This window comes from Candidatus Defluviilinea gracilis, assembly GCF_057138825.1.
Map to the genome: position 1 here is coordinate 1 of NZ_DBNHEF010000076.1, position 21,296 is coordinate 21,296.

At 53.4% G+C, this 21,296-nt stretch carries 26 protein-coding genes; 11 read left to right on the plus strand and 15 right to left on the minus strand.

Translation table 11 applies throughout. From position 1 onward, the window contains the following. The 4 genes from AC16KF_RS14620 to AC16KF_RS14635 form a co-directional block, all read left to right on the plus strand. A partial coding sequence (locus AC16KF_RS14620; RefSeq protein WP_484038076.1) for an ATP-dependent DNA helicase RecG occupies window positions 1-1,032 on the plus strand: 1,032 nt, incomplete at its 5' end. A 90-nt stretch (window positions 1,033-1,122) separates the two neighbouring features. Continuing rightward, entirely contained in the window at window positions 1,123-1,641 is a 519-nt protein-coding gene (gene coaD / locus AC16KF_RS14625) for a pantetheine-phosphate adenylyltransferase (RefSeq protein WP_484038077.1), read from the plus strand. A gap of 30 nt (window positions 1,642-1,671) precedes the next feature. Beyond that, on the plus strand, window positions 1,672-1,887 hold the full coding sequence (locus AC16KF_RS14630) for a type II toxin-antitoxin system HicB family antitoxin (RefSeq protein ID WP_484038078.1): 216 nt from the start codon (window positions 1,672-1,674) through the stop codon (window positions 1,885-1,887). A 25-nt stretch (window positions 1,888-1,912) separates the two neighbouring features. After that, on the plus strand, window positions 1,913-2,395 hold the full coding sequence (locus AC16KF_RS14635) for an ATP synthase subunit B family protein (protein WP_484038079.1): 483 nt from the start codon (window positions 1,913-1,915) through the stop codon (window positions 2,393-2,395). Window positions 2,396-2,514: 119 nt separating this feature from the next. On the opposite strand, the gene AC16KF_RS14640 is transcribed toward AC16KF_RS14635, so the two are convergent. From AC16KF_RS14640 to AC16KF_RS14650, 3 genes are all read right to left on the minus strand, one after another. Next, window positions 2,515-3,585 carry an acyltransferase family protein gene (locus tag AC16KF_RS14640; protein WP_484038080.1) on the minus strand — a complete coding sequence of 357 codons (1,071 nt, stop codon included), beginning with the start codon at window positions 3,583-3,585 and terminating at the stop codon, window positions 2,515-2,517. 284 nt (window positions 3,586-3,869) lie between these two features. Beyond that, entirely contained in the window at window positions 3,870-4,724 is an 855-nt protein-coding gene (locus AC16KF_RS14645; RefSeq protein ID WP_484038081.1) for an SMP-30/gluconolactonase/LRE family protein, read from the minus strand. A gap of 1 nt (window position 4,725) precedes the next feature. Further along, window positions 4,726-5,655, minus strand: coding sequence for a magnesium transporter CorA family protein (locus AC16KF_RS14650; RefSeq protein WP_484038082.1), 930 nt, complete (start codon window positions 5,653-5,655; stop codon window positions 4,726-4,728). Window positions 5,656-6,149: 494 nt separating this feature from the next. Between AC16KF_RS14650 and AC16KF_RS14655 the strand changes: the two genes are divergently transcribed. Continuing rightward, window positions 6,150-7,682, plus strand: a complete 1,533-nt coding sequence (locus AC16KF_RS14655; protein WP_484038083.1) for a hypothetical protein — start codon at window positions 6,150-6,152, stop codon at window positions 7,680-7,682. Between the two features lie 53 nt (window positions 7,683-7,735). On the opposite strand, the gene AC16KF_RS14660 is transcribed toward AC16KF_RS14655, so the two are convergent. The 8 genes from AC16KF_RS14660 to AC16KF_RS14695 all read right to left on the minus strand — a co-directional run bounded on the left by AC16KF_RS14660 (window position 7,736) and on the right by AC16KF_RS14695 (window position 14,377). Next, entirely contained in the window at window positions 7,736-8,158 is a 423-nt protein-coding gene (locus AC16KF_RS14660; protein WP_484038084.1) for a hypothetical protein, read from the minus strand. Between the two features lie 50 nt (window positions 8,159-8,208). Then, complete coding sequence (locus tag AC16KF_RS14665; protein ID WP_484038085.1) at window positions 8,209-8,637, minus strand: four helix bundle protein; 429 nt, start codon at window positions 8,635-8,637, stop codon at window positions 8,209-8,211. A 21-nt stretch (window positions 8,638-8,658) separates the two neighbouring features. Next, window positions 8,659-9,240 (minus strand): LURP-one-related family protein, encoded by a 582-nt coding sequence (locus AC16KF_RS14670; RefSeq protein WP_484038086.1) that lies wholly within the window; start codon window positions 9,238-9,240, stop codon window positions 8,659-8,661. A 50-nt stretch (window positions 9,241-9,290) separates the two neighbouring features. Continuing rightward, a complete protein-coding gene (locus tag AC16KF_RS14675; RefSeq protein WP_484038087.1) occupies window positions 9,291-10,316 on the minus strand; it encodes a L,D-transpeptidase family protein in 1,026 nt (341 codons plus the stop codon). 52 nt (window positions 10,317-10,368) lie between these two features. Beyond that, a complete protein-coding gene (locus AC16KF_RS14680) occupies window positions 10,369-11,385 on the minus strand; it encodes a L,D-transpeptidase (RefSeq protein ID WP_484038088.1) in 1,017 nt (338 codons plus the stop codon). Between the two features lie 90 nt (window positions 11,386-11,475). Next, window positions 11,476-12,687 (minus strand): L,D-transpeptidase family protein, encoded by a 1,212-nt coding sequence (locus tag AC16KF_RS14685; protein WP_484038089.1) that lies wholly within the window; start codon window positions 12,685-12,687, stop codon window positions 11,476-11,478. A gap of 221 nt (window positions 12,688-12,908) precedes the next feature. After that, window positions 12,909-13,619: a L,D-transpeptidase gene (locus AC16KF_RS14690; protein ID WP_484038090.1), complete on the minus strand. Its 711-nt coding sequence runs from the start codon at window positions 13,617-13,619 to the stop codon at window positions 12,909-12,911. Continuing rightward, the gene (locus tag AC16KF_RS14695) at window positions 13,616-14,377 is read right to left on the minus strand and encodes an N-acetylmuramoyl-L-alanine amidase (RefSeq protein ID WP_484038091.1); all 762 of its coding nucleotides are present in this window, start codon (window positions 14,375-14,377) and stop codon (window positions 13,616-13,618) included. Before AC16KF_RS14695 ends, AC16KF_RS14690 begins: the two co-directional genes overlap by 4 nt. A 539-nt stretch (window positions 14,378-14,916) precedes the next feature. Here AC16KF_RS14695 and AC16KF_RS14700 point away from each other — a divergent pair. The 6 genes from AC16KF_RS14700 to AC16KF_RS14725 all read left to right on the plus strand — a co-directional run bounded on the left by AC16KF_RS14700 (window position 14,917) and on the right by AC16KF_RS14725 (window position 18,418). Beyond that, a complete protein-coding gene (locus AC16KF_RS14700) occupies window positions 14,917-15,351 on the plus strand; it encodes a DMT family transporter (protein ID WP_484038092.1) in 435 nt (144 codons plus the stop codon). Window positions 15,352-15,384: 33 nt separating this feature from the next. After that, the gene (polX, locus tag AC16KF_RS14705; protein WP_484038093.1) at window positions 15,385-17,109 is read left to right on the plus strand and encodes a DNA polymerase/3'-5' exonuclease PolX; all 1,725 of its coding nucleotides are present in this window, start codon (window positions 15,385-15,387) and stop codon (window positions 17,107-17,109) included. Between the two features lie 34 nt (window positions 17,110-17,143). Then, a complete protein-coding gene (locus tag AC16KF_RS14710; RefSeq protein WP_484038094.1) occupies window positions 17,144-17,359 on the plus strand; it encodes a hypothetical protein in 216 nt (71 codons plus the stop codon). Between the two features lie 49 nt (window positions 17,360-17,408). After that, entirely contained in the window at window positions 17,409-17,570 is a 162-nt protein-coding gene (locus AC16KF_RS14715; RefSeq protein ID WP_484038095.1) for a hypothetical protein, read from the plus strand. 63 nt (window positions 17,571-17,633) lie between these two features. Further along, window positions 17,634-17,876, plus strand: a complete 243-nt coding sequence (locus tag AC16KF_RS14720; RefSeq protein ID WP_484038106.1) for a methyltransferase family protein — start codon at window positions 17,634-17,636, stop codon at window positions 17,874-17,876. After that, window positions 17,873-18,418, plus strand: a complete 546-nt coding sequence (locus AC16KF_RS14725) for a methyltransferase family protein (RefSeq protein ID WP_484038096.1) — start codon at window positions 17,873-17,875, stop codon at window positions 18,416-18,418. The genes AC16KF_RS14720 and AC16KF_RS14725 overlap by 4 nt, the downstream gene beginning before the upstream one ends. Here the strand turns inward: AC16KF_RS14725 and AC16KF_RS14730 are convergent. The 4 genes from AC16KF_RS14730 to AC16KF_RS14745 all read right to left on the minus strand — a co-directional run bounded on the left by AC16KF_RS14730 (window position 18,336) and on the right by AC16KF_RS14745 (window position 21,244). Further along, complete coding sequence (locus tag AC16KF_RS14730; RefSeq protein WP_484038097.1) at window positions 18,336-19,532, minus strand: aminomethyl transferase family protein; 1,197 nt, start codon at window positions 19,530-19,532, stop codon at window positions 18,336-18,338. The genes AC16KF_RS14725 and AC16KF_RS14730 overlap by 83 nt on opposite strands. Before the next feature lie 120 nt (window positions 19,533-19,652). Beyond that, window positions 19,653-20,183, minus strand: a complete 531-nt coding sequence (locus AC16KF_RS14735) for a hypothetical protein (protein ID WP_484038098.1) — start codon at window positions 20,181-20,183, stop codon at window positions 19,653-19,655. Then, window positions 20,180-20,509, minus strand: coding sequence for a winged helix-turn-helix domain-containing protein (locus AC16KF_RS14740; RefSeq protein WP_484038099.1), 330 nt, complete (start codon window positions 20,507-20,509; stop codon window positions 20,180-20,182). The genes AC16KF_RS14735 and AC16KF_RS14740 overlap by 4 nt, the downstream gene beginning before the upstream one ends. Before the next feature lie 168 nt (window positions 20,510-20,677). Further along, window positions 20,678-21,244, minus strand: a complete 567-nt coding sequence (locus AC16KF_RS14745; protein WP_484038100.1) for a DedA family protein — start codon at window positions 21,242-21,244, stop codon at window positions 20,678-20,680. Window positions 21,245-21,296 lie beyond the last annotated feature (52 nt).

Genomic DNA, 21,296 nt, shown 5'->3' on the forward strand with positions numbered 1-21,296 from the left:
GTTGGCGACACGCCCGAATCAGAGAAAGAACAAATTCGCTCTGGTCTTTCAGACGGCTCGATAAAAATCGTCATCGGCACGCACGCCGTTATCGAAGGACCCGTCCAATTCAAAGACTTGCAACTCGCCGTCATTGACGAACAACATCGCTTCGGCGTGGAGCAACGCGCCGAGTTACGCAGTAAAGGGACGAATCCGCACTTGTTGGTGATGACCGCCACGCCGATTCCGCGTTCGCTCGCGTTGACTCTCTACGGCGACCTCGACCTCTCCATCATGGACGAGATGCCCGCAGGACGAATCCCGATCAACACGTTTGTGCTTCGTCCGCAAGAACGCGAGCGCGCGTTCACACTTCTGCGCGGACAGATCAAGGATGGCAAGCAGGCGTTCATCATTTATCCGCTCATCGAAGAAAGCGAAAAGATCGAAGCCCGCGCCGCCGTGGACGATTACGAGACTCTCTCGAAAGAGGTCTTCCCCGATCTGAAACTTGGCTTGTTGCACGGCAAGATGCGTCCCAGCGAAAAAGACGAGACGATGTTGAAATTCCGCGACAAAGCATACAACATCCTTGTTTCGACCACCGTCGTCGAAGTCGGCGTGGATGTTCCCAACGCGACCGTCATGCTGATCGAAGGCGCGGACCGATTCGGTCTTGCGCAGTTGCATCAGTTACGCGGGCGCGTTGGGCGCGGCGCGGACCAATCGTATTGTCTGCTCATCCCCACGCGCGAAGACGCGACCGAAAATGAACGCCTGCAGATCATGGCTGAGTCGAACGACGGATTCGTACTGGCGGAAAAAGATTTGCAGATCCGCGGTCCTGGCGAATTTTTGGGGACGCGCCAGGCAGGCTTCGCTAACAGTCTGCGCATGGCAAGCATCACCGATGTCAAATTGATCGAGAAGGCTCGGGCGCAAGCGCAAGCCGTCTTCGAGAAAGATGCGGATTTGAGTCAGCCCGAACACAAACTCCTCGCCGAATCGCTTGGAAGGTTTTGGGGTGAAGGCAAGGGTGACGTTTCTTAATCACCACAAAGGACACGAAGGGCACAAAGTTTTAAAGGCAACAAACCTTAGTGACCGTAGTGTCCTTCGTGGTAAAAAAATGGAGAGTACATGGTTAGAGCACTTTTCCCAGGAACATTCGACCCCATTCACCTCGGTCACATAGACATTGCCGAACGCGCCGCGCGTCTCTTCGATGAGGTGGTGATGGCGGTCTACGACAAGCCGTCCAAGTCTTTGATGTTTTCACCGGAGGAACGCATCGGGTTGGTCAACGAGGCGTTCAAAGATAATCCGAAGATCAAGGTCACAGGCTACAGCGGACTGACCGTCGAGTTTGCGCGCAAGATCGAGGCGCAAGTGATCGTGCGCGGACTGCGCGTCTTCTCGGACTTTGAATTTGAGTTCCGCATGGCGCTGGCGAATCACCGCCTCGCGCCCGACATCGAAATTGTCGCGCTCATCACCGCGGAGGAGCACACGTTCCTGTCGTCAACGACCGTCCGCGAGATCGCCATGTTGAACGGCGACGTTTCGAGCATGGTGCCTCCCTTCGTGGAAAAAGCCTTCAAGGAAAAAGTCGCCAGCCTCGACGACCAGCATTCCATCCCCAACTCGCTGAGGGATTAATCTGTGCTAGAATTGCAAGAGGAATAGAGAATGTATCGCTTCCTCATCGTTATTGAAAAAGCAGGTAAAAATTTTTCCGCGTATTCGCCCGATCTTCCAGGCTGTGTAGCCACTGGCAAAACCCGCGAAGAGACCGCTCGCAACATGCACGAAGCCATCGAAATGCACGTGCAGGGAATGATCGAAGACAAGATGCGCGTACCCCAATCGCATAGTTTTGCCGAGTATATTGCGGTAGCCGCGTGACGGCTCAAACACGGAGGAGCCGCGTATGGACATCCTGCAACTAATTGACCGACTCGAAGAACTCTTCAACGAGAGCAAATCCATCCCGCTGACGCGCAATGTGATGGTGGATGAAGACCGCATGTTGGACATCATTGACCAGATGCGCATCGCCATCCCCGAAGAAGTGAAGAAGGCGCAACAGTTACTCGGTCAACGCGACCGCGTGCTGGCGCAGGCGCAAGAGGAAGCGAATCGCACCCTCGAACTCGCCCGCCAAAAAGCGGACCAACTTTCCTCGAAGGAAGTGGTCGTGCAAGAGTCGCAACGCCGAGGGGAACAGATCCTTGCCCAAGCGCGGACAGACGCCGAAAACACACGCGGCGACGCGGACGATTATGTGATGCGCAGTCTCACGCAATTGCAAGCGGAACTGGAGCGAATTTCAAATCAAGTGGCGAATGGAATCCGCGTGGTGCAAGATGAACAGGAACGAAGAGCGGCGGTCTCCGACTCGGTTGATAAGTAAAATCAAATCCCTCCATCACGGAGGGATTTTTTTATTTGAACATGTCATGCTGAGCCGCACAGCGGCGAATCATCTGTACCCCGACAGCAGAGACCCATCGGTCGCGGACGACCGCTCCCTCAGGGTGACATATCCGCTGATTTCTCGACGGGCAACTCCGCCTCTCTCCCAAACCACCACGAAGCGACGGGGTTCCTCCTGATAAATAATTCGTGGATCAACACCGACCCGCCCACACCCATGAAGAATCCGATCCAGATCGAGAGCGGAAGATTATCCGTGACCGCCAACACTTTCTGCCCCCAGAAATCCTGAATCGGGACATGGAAGATCAAAATGATGAGCGATGCTTGCCCGAAATACCTCATCAGGGAAGCAAGCCGACTTGTGTGCAATTCAATCTGGCGTGACAATGCCATCGCGAACAGAATCCCAACGACGGCTTCGATGGAGTTGATGAAGAAAGAGTGATACGTGCGCGTGTTGAAATCAATCGGCGATTCGATAAAGTAATTCATCGCAAAGAGCGCGACTCCCGTTCCAATCAGAAGAAAATAATTATCGAATGTTTTCTCTGTTGTGAGCTGTCTCAATTCGCTTCCCAAAATGTAGAAGAAGCCGCTGAGGAAAACGAGGTCGAGGCTGAACGGTAAGCCGAAGAGTTCGTAGTCATTGCCCAGGAGAGAAACAGAAAACGGATAGAACGTTTTGAGGAACGGAAGCGAGAACGCCAGCGTCGCGGACAAAATCCCAAGCCTCAGCCAGCGATTGTTGAGTTTGCCGACGATCACGATGAAAATGAACGCGTACAGACTCGCCACGAACATATTCGGCAGAAACCACAACTGCACCCAGTCAATGTACACGCCTGTCCCATACAACGATTTGACGATGCGTCGCAGGGCGGTCTCGAACGCCATCTTCTCGAAGGAAACATTTAGGAAATAAATCAGGAAAAGCGTAAACAGGAACGGCTTGAGCAGGGAATGGAATCGCTTTTTGAAGAACTCGAAGAACGAAATGTTCGTTTTGATGAAATACCCCGAAAGCAAAAAGAACAACGGCATGTGAAAGGAATAGATCACCTGATAGCCGTATTGCGAGATGAATCCGAAATCGTTGTGCGCCAGCACCACCAGCAAAATGCCTATGCCGCGCGCAATGTCAATGTATTCGATTCGCTTTGTCATGAAAAGGTCGCCTCGAAAGTCTTGTTTTAGCCGCAGAATATCCTTGGTTGTGGTTCATCGCGAAGGCTTGAACCACGGAGACGCCGAGTCACGGAGTTTCTAAATTGGTTTCTCAGTGTCTCCGTGTCTCGGTGGTTCGATCTGTGGGTGGATCATAGAGAATCTCAAAATCTCTGTGTTCTCTGTGGCAAATTTCTCCGTTAGGGATGCAGTTGCACTGCATCCCGCTTTCATCACATTCCGCCCGCAGTACAACTGCGGGCGAACAAAATGTCCTTTGAATTTTACCCTGCGAACTCGAACATTGGCATACCTTCCACGTTCGTCTCGACGCGGAAGACGCCGCCCGAAAGCGGATACTTCGTCAACGCGGCATCATCCATGTCCTTGCAAGCGGAGGTGATGAAGAGTTCGTTCATGTTCTTCCCGCCAAAGACGCACGATGACGGTTGAAGCGCAGGCACAGGGATTTGCTCCAGCAGTTGACCCGTGTGCGGATTCCATTTTGTGACCTGCGCGCCGCCCCACATGGCGATCCACAAGTTGCCTTGCGAATCGGAGGTCATGCCGTCGGGCCAGCCGAGGGATGCGGGGATGGTCACCGCGATGCGCGGGTTGGCGATCGCGCCTGAGTCGAGATCATAATCGAAGGCTTGTACTTGGCGTGTGGGCGTGTCTATGTAATAAAACGTTTTGCCGTCCGCGCTCCACGTCATGCCGTTGGAGATGGTGACGTCCGACAATAATTTCGTGATGGATTTCCCATCGAAGGAATATAGCGAGCCAGTTGAGTCCGTTTCGTTGAGATTCATCGTGCCAGCGAGGAAACGTCCGCGTGGGTCACATTTTCCGTCGTTGAAGCGGTTGGTCGCGGGCTCGTCCGCTGGGGCGGCGAGAAAAGTTGACGAAGCGGCAACCAGATCGAACGTCCAGAAAGAGAGGCGTTTCGCAAGGATGAGTCCGCCGCGCTGACGAAGAGTCAGACATCCGATGAAGTCATCCAATTCAGCGATCACATCCGCGTTGGCATAGATGCGTTTGCTGAGGATGTCGAGCCAGTATAAAGTTTGCGCGCGCGCATCCCACACAGGACCTTCGCCCAAGGTTGCTTTGGCATCGTACAACAATTCGACGCGCATGTTAAAACCAATCGCGTTTGTAAAAAATAAATGTGGCGACCGCGGTTAACGCGAGCGCGATGCCGAAGACGATGAGGAACGCGGTCGGCTCGCCGTCGGAGAGGGGCAGCATCACGTTCATGCCGAAGAAGCCCGCCACCGTGCCGGGCAAACTGACGATGATCGTGAGCGCGGCGAGGGCTTTCATCACGCCGTTGAGGTTGTTCGAGATGATCGAGGCGAACGCGTCCATCATGCTGGAGAGGATCTCGGCGTTGATGCTCGTCATTTGAATGGCTTGTTGGTTTTCGGTCAGCACGTCTTCGAGCAAATCCTGGTCTTCTTCATAATAGTTGAAGATCTGCGTGCGTTGGACGCGCTCCATCATCACTTCGTTGGAACGGAGCGCGGTCGCAAAATACGTGAGGCTCTTTTGATATTTGAGCAGTTCAAGCACTTCGCGGTTGCGCGTGGATTTTTGCAACTGGTCTTCGATGGTTTCGGTCTTGCGATTGATCTCGCGCAGGTGCGTGAGGTAGCGCGTGGCAGTTTCCAAAAAGATGTACAACGCGAAACGATAACGCTTGCCCGTTTTGAGCAGGCGATATTTTCTGTTCGCCAACACTTGGAACATTTCTTTTTCGTAACGGCAAATGGTGACGATCATGTTGCCTTTGATAAAAATTCCAAGCGGGATGGTGGTGTACGGGATGTCGCTTTCGGGCTGGCGGTGCGGGATGCGGATCAAGATGAACGTGTAATCGTCGTCGCGTTCCATGCGCGGCATTTCGTCCAGGTCGAGCGAGTTGTTGATGTAGTCCGGGTCCACGCCCCATTGCACGAGTTGTTGAATTTCCTCGGGCGTTGGGTCTACGGCTTTTACCCATGCGCCGTTTTCCATGGATTTCAATTCTTCGATTCCGCCCTCGGTGGTTTTGTAAATGGTGAGCATCACTGCCTCCTTGCATAAAAATATCCGCGCAGGAGGCGGCTCACCTCCTACGTGATCGGTTGAAACTGATGTTGCGCTAGGTCGACTCCTCCCAAACTGGGAGGCTGACTCTCGTCCTGATGAAACATGATGATGAATTGTACGCCCGAAAATTGGATTGCACAATCGCCGCGCGGATTGCAATTCTGTGAACGCTTCTTTCGCAGGGACGGCTGGTTCAGTCTCCGTGAGGCGTTTGTGTCCCTTCAACGCCGCGCGGGGATCAATCCCCGCGCTATCCCTACGAAGTCCGTTGAAACGGACTCGCGCGTTTGCCCCGCCTCGATGTGATGGCAGTTGCACTGCCATCACTTTGGCGCGCGCGTTGCCATGCAGTTCTTGACGCAGTTCAACTGCGTCAAGATCGCGTGCACATCATGGCTGAGTCAGTCTCCGTACAGTGAATCGCAAAGTGAACTTTGCTGTACAAATCTCCCGACTATAATTGACCCCGCATGAAACTCTCAGAGAAAAACATCGCCATCACTTTGTTGTTTGTCGGCGCGATCCTCCGCCTGCGACAATATTTCAGCGGTCGCTCCCTCTGGGCAGACGAAGCGATGCTGGCGTTGAACATCGTCAACCGAAACTTTGCCGAGCTATTCAAGCCATTGGAATACGACCAGGGCGCGCCGCTGGGTTTTTTACTCGTCGAGAAATTGTTCAACGCGCTTTTTGGAAGAACCGAACTCGTCTTGCGATTCTTTCCTTTGCTTGCAGGGCTGGCATCATTGGCGTTGTTTTATCTTTTAATTATGTCGTTGCGACACCTGCCCCGAACCACAGGTGCGGGGGGAACGGAGCGGCGAAGCGTCGCCGTGGCGCCGTGGCGACACAATCTCCTCGCCCTGGCATTATTCGCTTTCAATCCCCAACTCGTCTATTACACCTCCGAAGCCAAGCAATACATCGTAGATGTGGCTGTCACGCTCTGTTTGTTGCTTCTCGCAATTCCGATATTCCAAAATCAATTCAACAGAAAAAATATCATCCTGCTCGCCATCGCAGGGATTCTCGCGTTGTGGTTCTCGCATCCCGCGCTGTTCGTCCTCGCAGGGATCGGCATCGCGCTCGTCATTCAATGTTTGCGGACGCGGGAGTACAAAAATTTACGAACAACGTTCGGCATAGGCTTGCTCTGGCTGGCGAATCTGGCGTTGTTGTATTTCATCAACTTGCGGCAACTCAGCCAAAATAATTACCTCGCAAATTATTGGGCGGAGGGATTCATCTCCCTGTCGCTGGGGAGCGATCTTGGCTGGATCGGCGACCTCATCAACTATCAATTCGATATTCAATTCATCCCCTTGCTCGTTTTTGTTTTGATCCTGATCGGCTGGTTTGCTTTGTTTCGAGAGCAACGAAGCCTTGCGCTGGCTTTCGCCTTCACAACTTTCTTTGCATTTGTCGCCTCGGCATTGCATCTGTATCCCGTCAACGGACGGTTGAGTCTGTTTTTGATTCCGCTAGGGATTCTTTTGCTCGGAAAAGCAATTGAGTTTTTGCGGCAAACTCTTTCCTCGAACAAATTTGTTTCAATGGGCATAGCGATTTTATTGAGCGGATATTTGCTCATCAACCCGCTCGTCACCTCGTTTCAAAATTTCATTTCCCCGAAATACTATGAACATATCCGCCCAACGATGCAGGTACTCGCGGACTCATGGAAAGACGGCGACGCGCTCTTCGTCACCGCGTGGGCGGAACCCGCGTTTCGCTATTACGCTCCGTTCTATGGACTCGAAGATGTGGAATATGTGTCCAGCAAGATCGAAGATTACCCCGATGGCGAAACGTTGAAGAGCCGAATCAGTCCGCTCGTCGGAGAGAAGCGGGTGTGGGTCTTGTTCTCCCACGTCTACGAGCAGGGAGGCTTCAACGAGCGCGATTACCTCGTCGCATATCTGAATGAGATCGGCGAGAAACGGCGCGAGATCCTAAAATCAGGCACGTCGGTCTATTTGTATTTCTACGATCTGAGCAAATAAATTCTCTAATTCTCCAATCCCCAGTCTCTAATCTCCAGTCTCCAATCTCTTCTCTATTCCCCATCATCTCCCGCCGCACCGGGTTGCTCCACCCTCACCACCTCGCCATGCACATTGATGACCACCTTGAAACCCATCATGCCGAGATAGGCGCGCATATCTTCAGGGATGCCTTGCTGCGCGAGTTGGTCGAATTGCTTATCAATATTTTTTAACTGCTGTTCGATGGCGGCTTTGGTGAAGACGTCCTCCTGCCCGAGCATCTTGGCGGTTTGTTCGGAGATGAAATCTTCACTGCCCTTCATGAGGTCGGTGATCTGCTTGAACACTTCTCGATCCACCTGCTCCGAGGGGATGTGACGGCGGAATCCGTAATCGTCCACCACATAGCAGGGATCATCGCCGATGAATGCAGTTTCAGCGGCGCGTCCTGATTCGTCTACAACAAGACCGGCAAAGAGAGGTTGGCGTGGCATATTCAATGCGAAGATAGGAGTTAGGAGTTAGGAAGGGCGGGCAAGTTGAGTTACTTCTTTCCTAAATTTCCTTTATGCGAGTTGAGGAGCTTGGTAATGAGCGAAATCAGATGGTCGACCACTTTATAACGATGCTCGATCAAGTCGGCTGGTAACGCGTGGCGACACCGATAATACCAGCCTCGCGTCTCTTTCGCTTCTCCAAGACTGATTTTGATGATCCGCACATAATCCGGCGTCCCAACTCCGCGCCCATACGCCTCCTCCATATTGGCGCTGACGCTCCCTGAACTGTGCATGATCTGCGCCACGTTATGCTTTGCCAGAGAATGCTTTTGAAGGAGGTCGCAATCATCCCAAACAAGATCATAAAGGAACAAAGCAACACGATAATAAAGCGACTCCCACAACGGGTCTCGCTTATAGAAAGCAGGGATTGACTTCTCCCAATCCTCAAACTTCAAAAACGCATCGCTCATTCCAACCTCCTATCTCCTATCTCAATTACTCTGCTTTCCTTCCACCGCCGCGAGCAGAATCCCAGCCGCGATGCCGAGGCGGCGATCCATCATGCGCGAAACGTCCATGCTGAAATCGAGATTCAATTCATAGCGGAAGAGATTGAAGTTTTGCTTGAGGTCGGCGACGCGCGTCGTGCCGAATGTAATATCATAATTTTGCGGAAGCCACGAGCCGAGAGCGAGTCGGCGCAATACCGCGAGTCCCATACTGTCTTCGAACAGCAGACCTTTCACGTTATCGTTTTCATCCAACACTTCCCACTCATCGCGAAACATAGACCGCCAGCCCTTGCGCCGCAACACGCCCACCTTTTGATTCATCTCCGTATCCACCACATCGTACGACGCGGAAAAATCCATGATCTGCCGCGCCTTGATGCTCAACACCTCGCGCATTTTCGATTCGTCGGCATACACGCGGATGTCCTCCTTCCAGCGGAACATCTTCTGCTCGCTGAACATGACGAGATTGCCCATCGGATCGTAGAAACGGAATTTCCCAGTCAGCGCGAACACCTGACGATGAAGCACATAATGCGGATATTGAAAAATTGAATTCATAGCATTTTCCTTTTTCGCTAAATACGGACGATTGAAATCGTCACTACGAATTAAAAAATTTGGACTTTCGTCCCCTCGCCCGGTCTGTGAAGATACTCCGTTTCAGGCGGGACGTTCGGGCTGGTCCAGCGATAGATAAATTTCGCGGCGTCTGACGGCAGATTCACGCACCCGTGACTGCGCGGGCGACCATAGTCATTATGCCAATACGTGCCGTGGAACGCATTGCCAATGCCGGTGAAGAATGCGCACCACGGGACGCCGGGTAAATTATAGATGTTTTCGAGCGCGTCGCCTTGATTCGTCATGTGAACGGACGGACCTTTGTGATATGTACGGAATTCGCCCGTCGGCGTTTCCGTCCCTGTCGCTCCGCTGGAACAGCGCTGTGAAAAGACAAGTTTCTCGCCCTCGAAGGCTGTGACCATCTGTGTCGGCAGATCAACCACGATATGTTTTTCCGAATCGGGGACTTCCGGCGAAAGCGGGGTCAACTCGTCGTTCGGCACCAGCCGCATGGCATGTGACGGCACGTAAAAATCTTTCCGCAGTTGCGAATCGTAGATCTGATACCAGATGCTTTTCTCCTCGCGTGTGACGACGACGCGCTTCACCCAATGCGTGGACTGGTAGTACAGCCGATAGCCGCGCTTGGCATACACGTACGGGTCGAGTTTCACATCCACGAACGGAATCGTGATCTCGCCCAGTTGTCCCTTTTCAAAGAGATTGAAATTTGGCTTTTGGTAATTCGTCTCCACCGGAAATACCCAGCCTGAATAGGTGAACCCCTCGTCGTTGATCCGATACCACGCGCTGTTGAAGTCGTTGCCGAACTCGCCATTTTCTTCGATGCCGGTCACTTCCACCACATTATCCTTGCCGAAGTGATGGACCTTGTTCGCGCTGAAACTTGGCGCGTCATACAATGGGATGCCGCTGATGGTCATACATCCCTGCGTGATGCTGTTTTCAGCCAGCGCGCGGCTGACTTTCAGGTCTTTGAGCGCGAAGGCAAGAGTCCCCGCGCCGATGAGTTTGAGAAAGTCGCGGCGGGTGAGTTGGGGGTTGAGCATGATGCAAGTTTAACTGGAAAACGCGGGAATTTGTTCCGCTGTTACTTTTTTCTTATACTTTTATCTCCACCCTCGTCCCCACGCGCCCATAGACCAATTCTTTTTCCGGCGGCACGGATGGGGTTGTCCAGCGATACAACCACTTCGCGGCTGGCGGGGTCATGTTGATGCAACCGTGACTGCGCGGACGCCCGTAATCGTTGTGCCAGTACGTGCCGTGAAAGGATGTGCCGTTCTCTTTGATGTATGTCACCCACGGCACGCCGGGCAGGTCGAATCCGCTGGAGGCGAGGTCGCCGCGCGCCATGTGCCTTGTGGGGCGTTTGTGATAGGTGAGGTACTCGCCTTCGGGCGTGGTGTAGGTTCCGCTACGCAGGCGGCCGCCGGTGGAGACGCGCGTGGCGAAGACTTGTTGATTCTCCTCGAACGCCAGCAAGAGTTGATCCTTCAAGCGCACTTCCACGCGCTTCTGCTCGTTGGGAATGCCGGGGGAAAGCGGGGCAAGCTCCCCGTCGGGGATGAGGCGGAGGTGTTTTCCTGGCGCGTAATAATATGCGCCGGTCTTATCATCCAGCAGGGCATACCAGATCGTCCCATCCGCATGGACGGCGCTGGCTTTCACCCAATGGACGGATTCGTAGTAGAGGCGATACAGAAGTTCGGAGGCGGCGCTGGGTTCGAGGTACGCGTCGGTGAACGGCACGCTCACTTCGACCAACGCGCCTTTGAGCGAGATGTGTTGCGGTTCGTTGAGGATCATGCGCACCGGCTGGACGCTCCCTGAATAGACGTAGCCTGCGCCTTCCACTTCGTACCAGACGCGGTTGTAGGCGGCTTCATCCTCGCTGACAGTTGCGCCGGTGATGGGCACCACAAGATCATGCCAATAATTTTTTACGCGTTTCGATTTTTTCGTCGGCTCCTCGTAGGACCATAACGAATTGTCGATGATGCGCCCCTGGGTGATGAGGTCGTTGTGCTGGTTGAGAAAATGCGGAAGTCCGGGCAGGATCATCCCCAACATGCCGTAGCCGCTTATTTTCAGAAAATCGCGCCGGGATAGTTTCATTTTCTTTTGAACCGCAAAGCGCGCGAAGCACGCCAAGAAAACTTTTAAAAAACCTTCGCGCTCTTTGCGCTCTTAGCGGTTAAAAAATTGCTAGTAATGCACGTTCACCACTGTGCCTTCGGATGCCCAGTAATACAACCATTCCGCGTCGGGGATGCTGAGGTTCACGCACCCGTGACTCATCGGTGTGCCGAAGTTATTGTGCCAGTAGGTGCCGTGCAAACCGTAGCCTTTGTAGAAATACATGGTGTACGGCACATCGGCGAGGTAATACCCGGGACCCGACATGTTCGTCTTTTTGAGTTTGATCCAGATCTTGAATTTGCCGGTCACCGTTGGCGTGTAAGCCGTGCCGGTGGAAACCACGAACGAATTGACGATCACATCGCCTTCGTAGGCGTAGACCATTTGATTCGTCAAATCCACGTCGATCCAACGGACGCCGTTGCCCTCGGCGGGATACGACGGTTGCGGATCGTTCGCCACAGCAGAGGTGGGCGCGGCAGTCGGCGGGACGTAGGCGCTGGTGGGGGTGTCGGCAAGCAAATCCATTGCCAGCACGGCCGGCGTTTCAGTGGCGGCGGGGAGGGCTGTCGGCGCGTCGGTGGGAGGCGCCATCGGTGTGACGCTGGGCGCCAGGGTGATCGTCGGCAACGCGGGGGCGGGCGTGGCGGTTTCGGTCGCGCCGGTGAGGGGCACCACCGGGCTTGCCTGCGCCGGCAATTCTGCGGTGGGGCTGGTTTGCGCCGGCGCGTCGTTCAACGGCTTGGCGATCTCCACCGGCGCCCATAAATTTTCCTGCGTGGGCTGGGGCGCGTTATTGAGCATCGAAGCGATCGACGGCGACCGGAACAACATCCACGCGGCAACGCCGAGCAGGATGCACACCAGCAAACCCAGCGCTCCGCCGAACAAAAGCAAACGACCGCGCGGTTTCGATTCTTCTTTGACTTGAACAGGTTCGGATTCACGAACGAGCGGAATCCCTTTTTGCGGCTGGCTGATGACCGGCTCAGAACGCTTCGCCCCCACTTTTGCCTGATTCAACTTCCCCTCAGCCCATTCCACCGCCCGCCGCGCCCGCGGACTGTTCGGGTTGAGTTCCTCCGCTTTGCGCGCGTACGCCAGCGCATCTTCGGGGTTATCGTCGGAGGCGACGAGGATCAACCAGGCGTCCTCAAAATCTGGCGAGAGCAGTGCGGCTTCCTCGCCAAGGGCGCGGGCGGTGGTCCGGTCGTTGCGGCGCAACGCCTCGCGGGCTTGAAGGATCAATTCGCGGGATTGGGAAAGGTTATCGTTCATAGGCGGGAGTGTTCGTTCCAAGTTGATGGTTTAGGGTCTGTAAATTAATAACTTCCCGTGTTTTTGTTCGCGCGCAGTTGCACTGCGAGCGGGATGCAGTGCAACTGCATCCCCAACAGGGAATTTATATTTTTACGAACCCTTAGAGGGAAGGATGGGTTCGTGTAGGACGATTTTACCCTTTTATATGGGCAAAAACCATCTGAATTTCATGCGGTTTGTTACCACTGAATTTCAACCGTGTCGCCTATTTCAGCCCAATCGTAGAGCAACTTCGATTCATACGTGCCCAACACCACACAGCCATAGGAAACGGGTCTGCCGAGAAAGCCTTCCCACAACGTTGCGCCGTTGGGCAGGATCGGCAAGGCATGGATTCCATTTTCCAGCCCGCCCGCCCAGTAAATGCCGAGCCAGTTGGGCATCCAGATATCCCACGTGGCGCCGTAGGCATTATCGAATTTGCTTTGCACGGCAAAGACGCCGACGCGCGTGGCGTTGTTGATGCCGGTGGAGGCGACAAAGCTGTAGATCAGCGCGTCGTTTTCGTAGACGTACATGTGCTGGTCGGAAATATCCACCAGGATGTATTTCGATCCCACGTACACCGGCGCGGGCGGCGGATCGGCTTCGATCTGTTGCGCCTGTTCGAGCGCCACGGTGATTTCGTTAACGATTTCCATGGCGAGCACGGCGGGTGTTTCAGTGGCTGGGAGAATTTGAGTCGGCGTTTCGGTGGGGAGGATGAACGGCGTATACGTGGGTTTGGCGATCTCCACCCGCGCCCACAGATCTTCCTGCGTGACGGCGGGGGTGGGAGCGTTGAGGAACGCATCCGCTGGCGAGGGGGTGAAGAAGAAGTACGCGAGAGAAATGCCGACGAGGGGCAGAATCAGCAGTACTGGGAGAAAGAGCCGTCTGTTTTTTGTCATGGGTTCAAGTTGGGGATCGGAGTCGGTTCGATATTCTCGTTATTCGTGAAGCACAAAATCCCATCCACCACGCCAGTAGCGACGCGGTTGGTTTCTTTGGTGAGGATTTCGCGGTCCAGGTTGAGGAAGCCGGTCTCGATGATTGCCGCGACGGTGCTGGGGTCGATCTCGCGGAAAGAGTGGTATTCGCGCATGTCGGCGGTGATGCTCCCAGCGTGGAAGTCGAGCCCGGTAATTTTTTGGTAGCGGTCCACCAGGCAGGCGGTGAGGCGGTTGGCGCGGTTGATATCGTTGGTGTTGAGCGCGGCGGCAACTTTGAATCCGCTCGCCTGGTCGTTGATGTATTCGCACGAATCGTTATGGATGGATACGATAGCGAGGGCGCGATAGCCGTTCAGGCGCGTGTCGTATTCGTTCAGAAGATCGACCACATAGCCCGCCCCTTGCAGTTGCTGTTGGACGATGGCGGCAATATCGAGGTTGACTTCCCCTTCGGTGAGGGTGACACTGCCGTTGCCGTCTACGCACACGGCGCCGGAGTCGTTGCCCAGGTGGCCGGCGACGATTCCGATCCTCAATTGCGGCTGTGTCGTCGAGACCTCATCCGGCGCGCGCGGGGTGAGGAGCAGGCTCAGGCGTTCGTAGAAGTTTCCATTGGCGAGTCCTTGCGAGGGGAGGGCGGTGAACAGGGCGGCAAGCAGGATGGCAACGCCAAGCGTGGTGGAAATGGCGCGTAACGGGCGCGGGCTGGTGGGCATAACGGGGTAATGGTAACTGTGATGATGGGGTTGTGCAAGAGGCGCGCCTTCGCTCGCAATGGTTTCTCAAGAAAACGCCCGGTTTGATTACCTTACCCTTTCAAAATCGGGACGCAGATTCACGTTGAAAACGCGGATTTTTCTTTCTTTCAGATCAGCGAAATCAGCGTTTTCTGCGTCCAAAAAGGATTGTGTAAGGCGATCAGGCGCCCGGCGCATTTCAGCACGCGGAGTTCACGGATGAAACGGATTTTTTCGTTTGTTACGGAAGAATCCGCGCAACTTGCGTGGGCTGCGCGCGAAAGAGATTTTTTGCTCTCGAATCCGCGAGTCTCCCGTAGTTAACGGGAAAGAGCCTCACCACAAAGGGCGCCAAGGGGAAAAAAGAGTTTGAATTCCTTGCGTTCTTCCTTTGTGACCGTCGTGTCCTTTGTGTTTGAACAAAGAATTCCCGTTAAAAACGGTAGAACCGAATCTGTTTATGCCTCCACGTCTTGAAATCAAGTATCATCAACAAAATTCAACCCAAAGGAAAACTCATGGACTCGATCCTCTTTATCATCCTCATCGGCCTCGCGGGCGGACTTGCCATCGGACTGCAAAGCCCAATGGCAAGCATGATCACGCAACGGCTGGGAATCTTTGAAAGCGTGTTCATCGTGCATCTCGGCGGAGCGGTCATCGCATTGATCCCCATGTTGATTCTTGGAAGCAAAATGAGTCAATGGCGAAATGTGCCGTGGTACACACTGGGCGCGGGGTTCTTCGGGTTGGGAGTGATCGCCGCGATCAGTTTTATGATTCCGCGGATCGGCGTTGCGCCTGCCCTCATTATTTTGCTGGCGGGTCAATTGGTGATGGGCGCGGTTCTCGATCACTTCGGCTGGCTCGGCTTGGCGCCCCGTCCGCTGGATGCGGCGCGGGTGTTGGGGTTGGCGGTCGTGCTTGCGGGCGTCTGGCTGACGGTGAAATAATGTTCGGTCGTATAATCTCAAACGAGAGGTCCCATGAACAACAAACAACTTGCCGACACGTTCACGCTCATCGCCAACCTGCTCGAGATCAAGGGCGAGATCATTTACAAAACGCTCGCGTATCGCAAAGCGGCTGAAAGTTTGATCAGCCTGCCGCGCGAGGCGAGCGAATTTTGGAAAGAGGGCAAACTGCTCGAGATCCCCGGCGTGGGCAAAGCCATCGCCGAAAAAATTGACGAGTTGTTAAACACGGGCAAACTCGAGTTTCTCGAAAAAACAAAAAAGGAAGTTCCCGAAGAACTCGCCGCGTGGCTGGCTGTCCCGTCGCTGGGACCAAAAAAGATCGCGATGATTTGGAAGACGTTGGGAATCACATCTCTCGCGCAACTGGAAGCCGCCGCGAAAGACGGCAAACTGCGCGACCTCCCCAACATGGGCGCAAAATCAGAGACTGCCATCCTCGAAGGACTCGCATCGTTGGCGCGGCGCACGGGACGAATCTCCATCGGGCGCGCGCTTCCGCTGGCGAACGAGATCATCGCCGCGCTCAAAAAGGTGAAGGGAGTCGTCGCCGCCGAACCCGCTGGAAGTCTGCGAAGGATGCGTTCGACAGTTGGCGATCTCGATATCCTCGTCGCGGCGAAAGATTCCGCGGCGGTGATGGATGCGTTCGTCAAACTTCCGCGCGTGACGCGGGTGTTGGGCAAAGGTGAATTCAAATCGAGCATCGAGTTCACCGACGGAGTCCGCGCGCAGGTGTGGGTGCATCCGCCCAACGAATTTGGAACCGCGCTTCAATACGCAACAGGCTCGAAAGATCACAACGTGTTGTTGCGCCAACTCGCGCTCGATAAAGGATTGTCACTTTCGGATCATTCATTCAAAAAAGTTAAAGGTGGAAAAGAAATTTTCTGTTCAACTGAAGAGGAAGTGTATAAAACGTTGGGCTTGCAATGGATTCCGCCCGAACTGCGCGAGGGACGCGATGAGGTCGCGCTGGCGAAAGCAAACAAACTTCCGAAGTTGATCGAAGTGAAAGACATCAAAACCAACTTGCACATGCACTCCACGTACAGCGACGGAAAGTTATCCATGCTCGATATGGCGAAAGCCGCCATCAAGCGCGGGCTGAAAGTGATCGTGTTCTCCGATCATTCAGTGAGCCTCGGCGTTGCGAATGGACTCTCAATTGAACGACACAAACAGCAAGCCGCTGAAATTAAAAAGATTCAAAAGCAACTCGGCGACAAGATTACGATCCTGCATTCGAGCGAAGTGGAGATCAAAGCGGATGGCTCGCTGGATTATCCCGACGACTTCCTCGCTTCTCTCGACCTTGTGGTTGCCTCGCTCCATTCGAGTCTGCGCCAGCCTCGAGAAAAGATCACCGAGCGATTGCTCAAAGCCGTGAACAACCCGCACGTAGACATCATCGGTCACCCGACGGGACGCGAGATCCCCGACCGCGAAGGCGCGGATTTGGATATGGAAGTGATCCTGCAAGCCGCGGCGAAATCGGGCGTAGCGATGGAAATCAGCGCCAGTCCCTACCGCCTCGACCTCGACGATCCGCACGCCCGCCGCGCCCGTGAGTTGGGCGTGCTCCTCAGCATCAACACCGACGCCCACTCCGAAGAGGACTTGGACATGCTCCACTACGGAGTCGCAATTGCGAGACGCGCAGGCGTGTTGAAAGAGGACGTGATCAACTGCTGGTCTACGGAGAAGTTGTTGAAGTGGTTGAAGGGTAGAAAGTAGAAAGTGGTACGTAGAAAGTGGAAAAGGTAAAGTTATGGATAATCCACAATACAAACGCACCGTCATCATCATCGCCAGCGGATTTGATTTGATCCTAAGCGCAATCGTCCTCCTCATTTACTTCGGTCTATTTCCCGTTGACATTTCAGGCTGGGGCATTCCGCGCTGGGTGATCGGCTTGGTCGGAGGGGTGTGGTTCGCGGGGTCGCTCGCGGTGTTGGTGTATCAATTGACGAAAACCGAAGAATAAAATTAGACCTCACAGGTTTTAAAAACCTGTGAGGTCTGTTGAAAAAAATATGACCGCCCTCAAATCCATCCTCTTCTTCATCCTCGCGCCCGGCACAGTGGCGGGATTCGTTCCGCTGGTGTTGTTGCGAACAGGCTCGCAAGTCCAGACGGGATTTCTCGCCTATCTTGCTTTTCCGCTTTGGCTCGTCGGAATCGGGATGCTGGTCTAGTGCTTCTGGGACTTTGTACAAAAAGGGAAAGGCACTCCCGCGCCCATCGAGCCGCCGAAAGAACTGGTCGTTTCGGGCTTGTACAACCACGTCCGCAACCCGATGTATGTGGGGGTATTTCTCATTAATGCGGGACACTTTCTGTGGTTTGGATATTGGAGTTTGCTAATTTATTTGTTCGTATATTTTTTTATTCAGCATTTATTTGTTGTTCTTTATGAAGAGCCCGCCTTGCGGAATCAATTCAGCGCGGCGTATGAGGAGTATTGTCAACGCGTGCCGAGGTGGATTCCGCGGTTGAAATGAACACCCTCAAAACCATCATCTACATGGGCTTCATGCACGGACTGTTCACGTTGTACATTCCGTATCAACTCGCTTCGCGTGATACGCCGTTCGTTGACTTTGGTATAGTCCGTTACCTTGCTTTCCCGTTTTGGATTCTCGGCGGGCTGATCATCATCCGATGTTGCGTGGACATCATCCGCCGCGGGCGCGGCACACCCGCGTTCGTTGACCCGCCGAAGGAACTGGTCATTGCGGGGCTGTACCGCTACGTGCGGAATCCGATTTACGTTGGGGCAATGTTATTTCAGGCGGGATACATACTTTGGTTTGGGTCAGCGTTGGCGCTTGTCTATGCCCTGTTCTTTTTTCTCGGATTCAACATTCTTATCTTCATCGTTGAAGAACCTGTCTTGCGGAATCAATTCGGCGCGGCGTATGAGGAGTATTGTCAGCGTGTGCCGAGGTGGATTCCGCGATTTATTTCCTCTTCCACTCAGGCTCATAAAACGGAAGTTTCACCACCTTCGCAGGCGCGTGCTGACGGTGATGCTCCACCGTAATTTCCATCCGCACATCAGTACCGACTTCAAAATACGGCTTTTGCAAATGCGCCAAAGCGATGTATTTCTTCAACAGCGGCGACCATGTTGACGTGGATGCATATCCAACTTGCACGTTGCCAACCAAAATCGGCAAACTTCCGCGCACAGCCATGCCAGGGATTTGGGGCGGCAAGCCGACTCGCTTGAAGATGTTTTCCATCCCAACCCAATCCACTTCCAAGCCGACCATTTTCCACAACGAGCCTTCGCGTTTTTCCTTTTCCAACGCGCGGCGACCGACAAAGTAGCCAGTCTTATCGAGCGCGACTGTCCAATCGAGACCTAATTCAAACGGCGATGATTTTTGCGGCTCGATCCACGCGTGAGTTGTGGATGTGTAATCCACATCAAGCATGAACAAGCCTGCTTCGACTCGCGCCATGTCCATTGCTAAAATGCCGACGGGCGTGATGCCGTAGTCCGCGCCTGCCGACATGAGCGTATCCCAAATTTTGATGGCGTCTTTTGCAGGCATCCAGATTTCATAACCGAGATCGCCTGTGTAGCCAGTTCTCGAAATGGTGACTTCGATTCCTTTGATTTTATTTTTCATCAAACGGAAATATTTCAACTCATCCACAGATTTCTCAGCAACAAGATTCAACACCTTGCGCGTGTTTGGACCTTGGAAACTCAACGCGGCAATTTCATCCGTCACTTCGGTGATGGATACGTCCATGCCGACGGCATTCATGGATAACCAACGTACGTTTGGCTCTGCCGCAGTTAAACGGAAAGATGTTTCATCTAATCGAGAAACGGTTCCATCGTCAATCATCTTGCCTTCTTCGTCGCACCAGCCCGTGTAAGCGACTTGTCCCACCTTCATTTTGTGGATGTCTCTTGTGGTGACGCGATGCAACAACGCCGCCGCATCTTTTCCTTTGATGATGTATTTAATTAACGGCGAGACATCAATCAACGCCGCCGAGTTGCGGATCGCCCAATACTCGCGGTCGAGCACATGCTCATACGAGCCTGCGGCGAAATATCCCGCCCACTTGCGCCAGTTCTGCGGCTGGCACAGCGCGGACGTTCTTTCGTGAAATGGTGTGGTTTTGAGATTGAACATGTAGATTCCTTTTGACGATGGACGATAGACCATTGACCATGTGACACATCATCGTCCATTGTCTATGGTCAGTTTGCATACTCCGCCGGCGCGAAGAAGACCAACACCGTCAAGTCTTCCTTAGTTAAGTTTACGTTTGAAAATTTCATATTCCCTTTCTTTGCCTTCTGCTTTTGACCAACGTTTGATCTCTTGTAAATCCACATTCTGGTCTTTTGCCACTAAAACTGCCTGTGCCAATCCTTGCTGATCATTCCAAAAATAAAAAGCGCATAACCTGTCTTTTACGCAGTCTGTCGGCGAGAGCGCCCGCAAGATTCCTGTTGCCAATTCAAATTCATTGACCTCTTTCACAGGCTCCTCGCCAACCGAAAGCGGCCCATCGGGAAACTCCACAAAGTACTTTGTAGCGGGGTTGATAAAATAACGCCCTTTTTCTTCAAACCCGATACTTGCCATAACCGCTTTGATTTGGCTTCGTTTGGCAAAGCCTGTATTGATCAGGTCCAAGTCTTTTGAAACATATTTGTTGCCACTGTAAAATGAGACGGCGCTACCGCCTGAAAGAACAACAGTGATTCCTTCCGCTTGCAACGTGTCTTGAATAAATGCCGCCAACTCGCTCTGGCTCATCTTTCCGATACTTTTCACAGACTTTTTCCTCTTGCCCTCGGTCTGCGCCTGTTCATGGTCAATTCTTCCTGTTCTTTTGCGGGATAAAACGACAATGCTTTTTCAAGCAATGCTTTCAACTCGGTCAAAAACGGGTAACGTGGATTGAACATATACGGACGCGTTCGCCCAACGGATCGGCTTACCAGCACGCCGCTTTTCTCGAACTTATCTAATTGCAGTTGAACGGATTTCAAGTCCGTTCCGTAAAAACTGGCGATCTCGCGGGCATACCCTTCCTCGCGGCTCAGAATATAGACCAGCGCTCGTTCTGCATTTTTTGACCCAAGAAGCGATTCGATCATGTTAATTCCTCAAGACGGAGAATTGCCGTCAAATGACGGATATTTTCCGTCATTATATCATCTCACGACCGCCCACTTGCGCCAGTTCTGCGGCTGGCACAGCGCGGATGTTCTTTCGTGAAATGGGGTGGTTTTGAGATTGAACATAGAGGTTCTCCGTCAAGATATTTACAGCGTTCCTTGTTTTCTGCCCAGCCAGGAGTGATACAACCAGACCACGCCAGCGATGATCATGGCGCCGACAATGGTGATGGCTTCGTGTCTCTTGAAGTCTTGGAAGATCGCTTCGATCAGATGACCGATGAGTTTGCCCGCCAGTCCAAAGGTCAGCGACCAGAGCGCGGAACTCAAAAAATCGAAGAGCGCAAACCGTTTCGGGTCGAACTTCGACATGCCCATCGCAAAGGGAAGAACGGTTCGTAATCCATACATGAACCGGACGCCCAAAGAAAGCATGTCGGGGTTTCGCCCAAGCAATGAGCGCGCTTTGTCCACGTGAAGTTTCCATGTCGGTCTGCTTTCAAGGAAGCGGACGCCTTGCGCGCGCCCTAGCCAGAAAAAGAACTGGTCGGTTGAAAAAGAAACGACACAGCCCAGAGCGATCACCAGCGGCAGATTCAAATAACCGCGGTGAGCCATGAATGCGCCCAACACAAGGACGGTCTCGCCTTCGAGGAGCAATCCGATAATCAGAGCGGGGTAGCCAAATTGGGAGATCAAAGTTTCAAGATTCATTTTTTCACACACTACAAACACGGGAAGCGGACGTTGCCGGGAGGAACTTCGC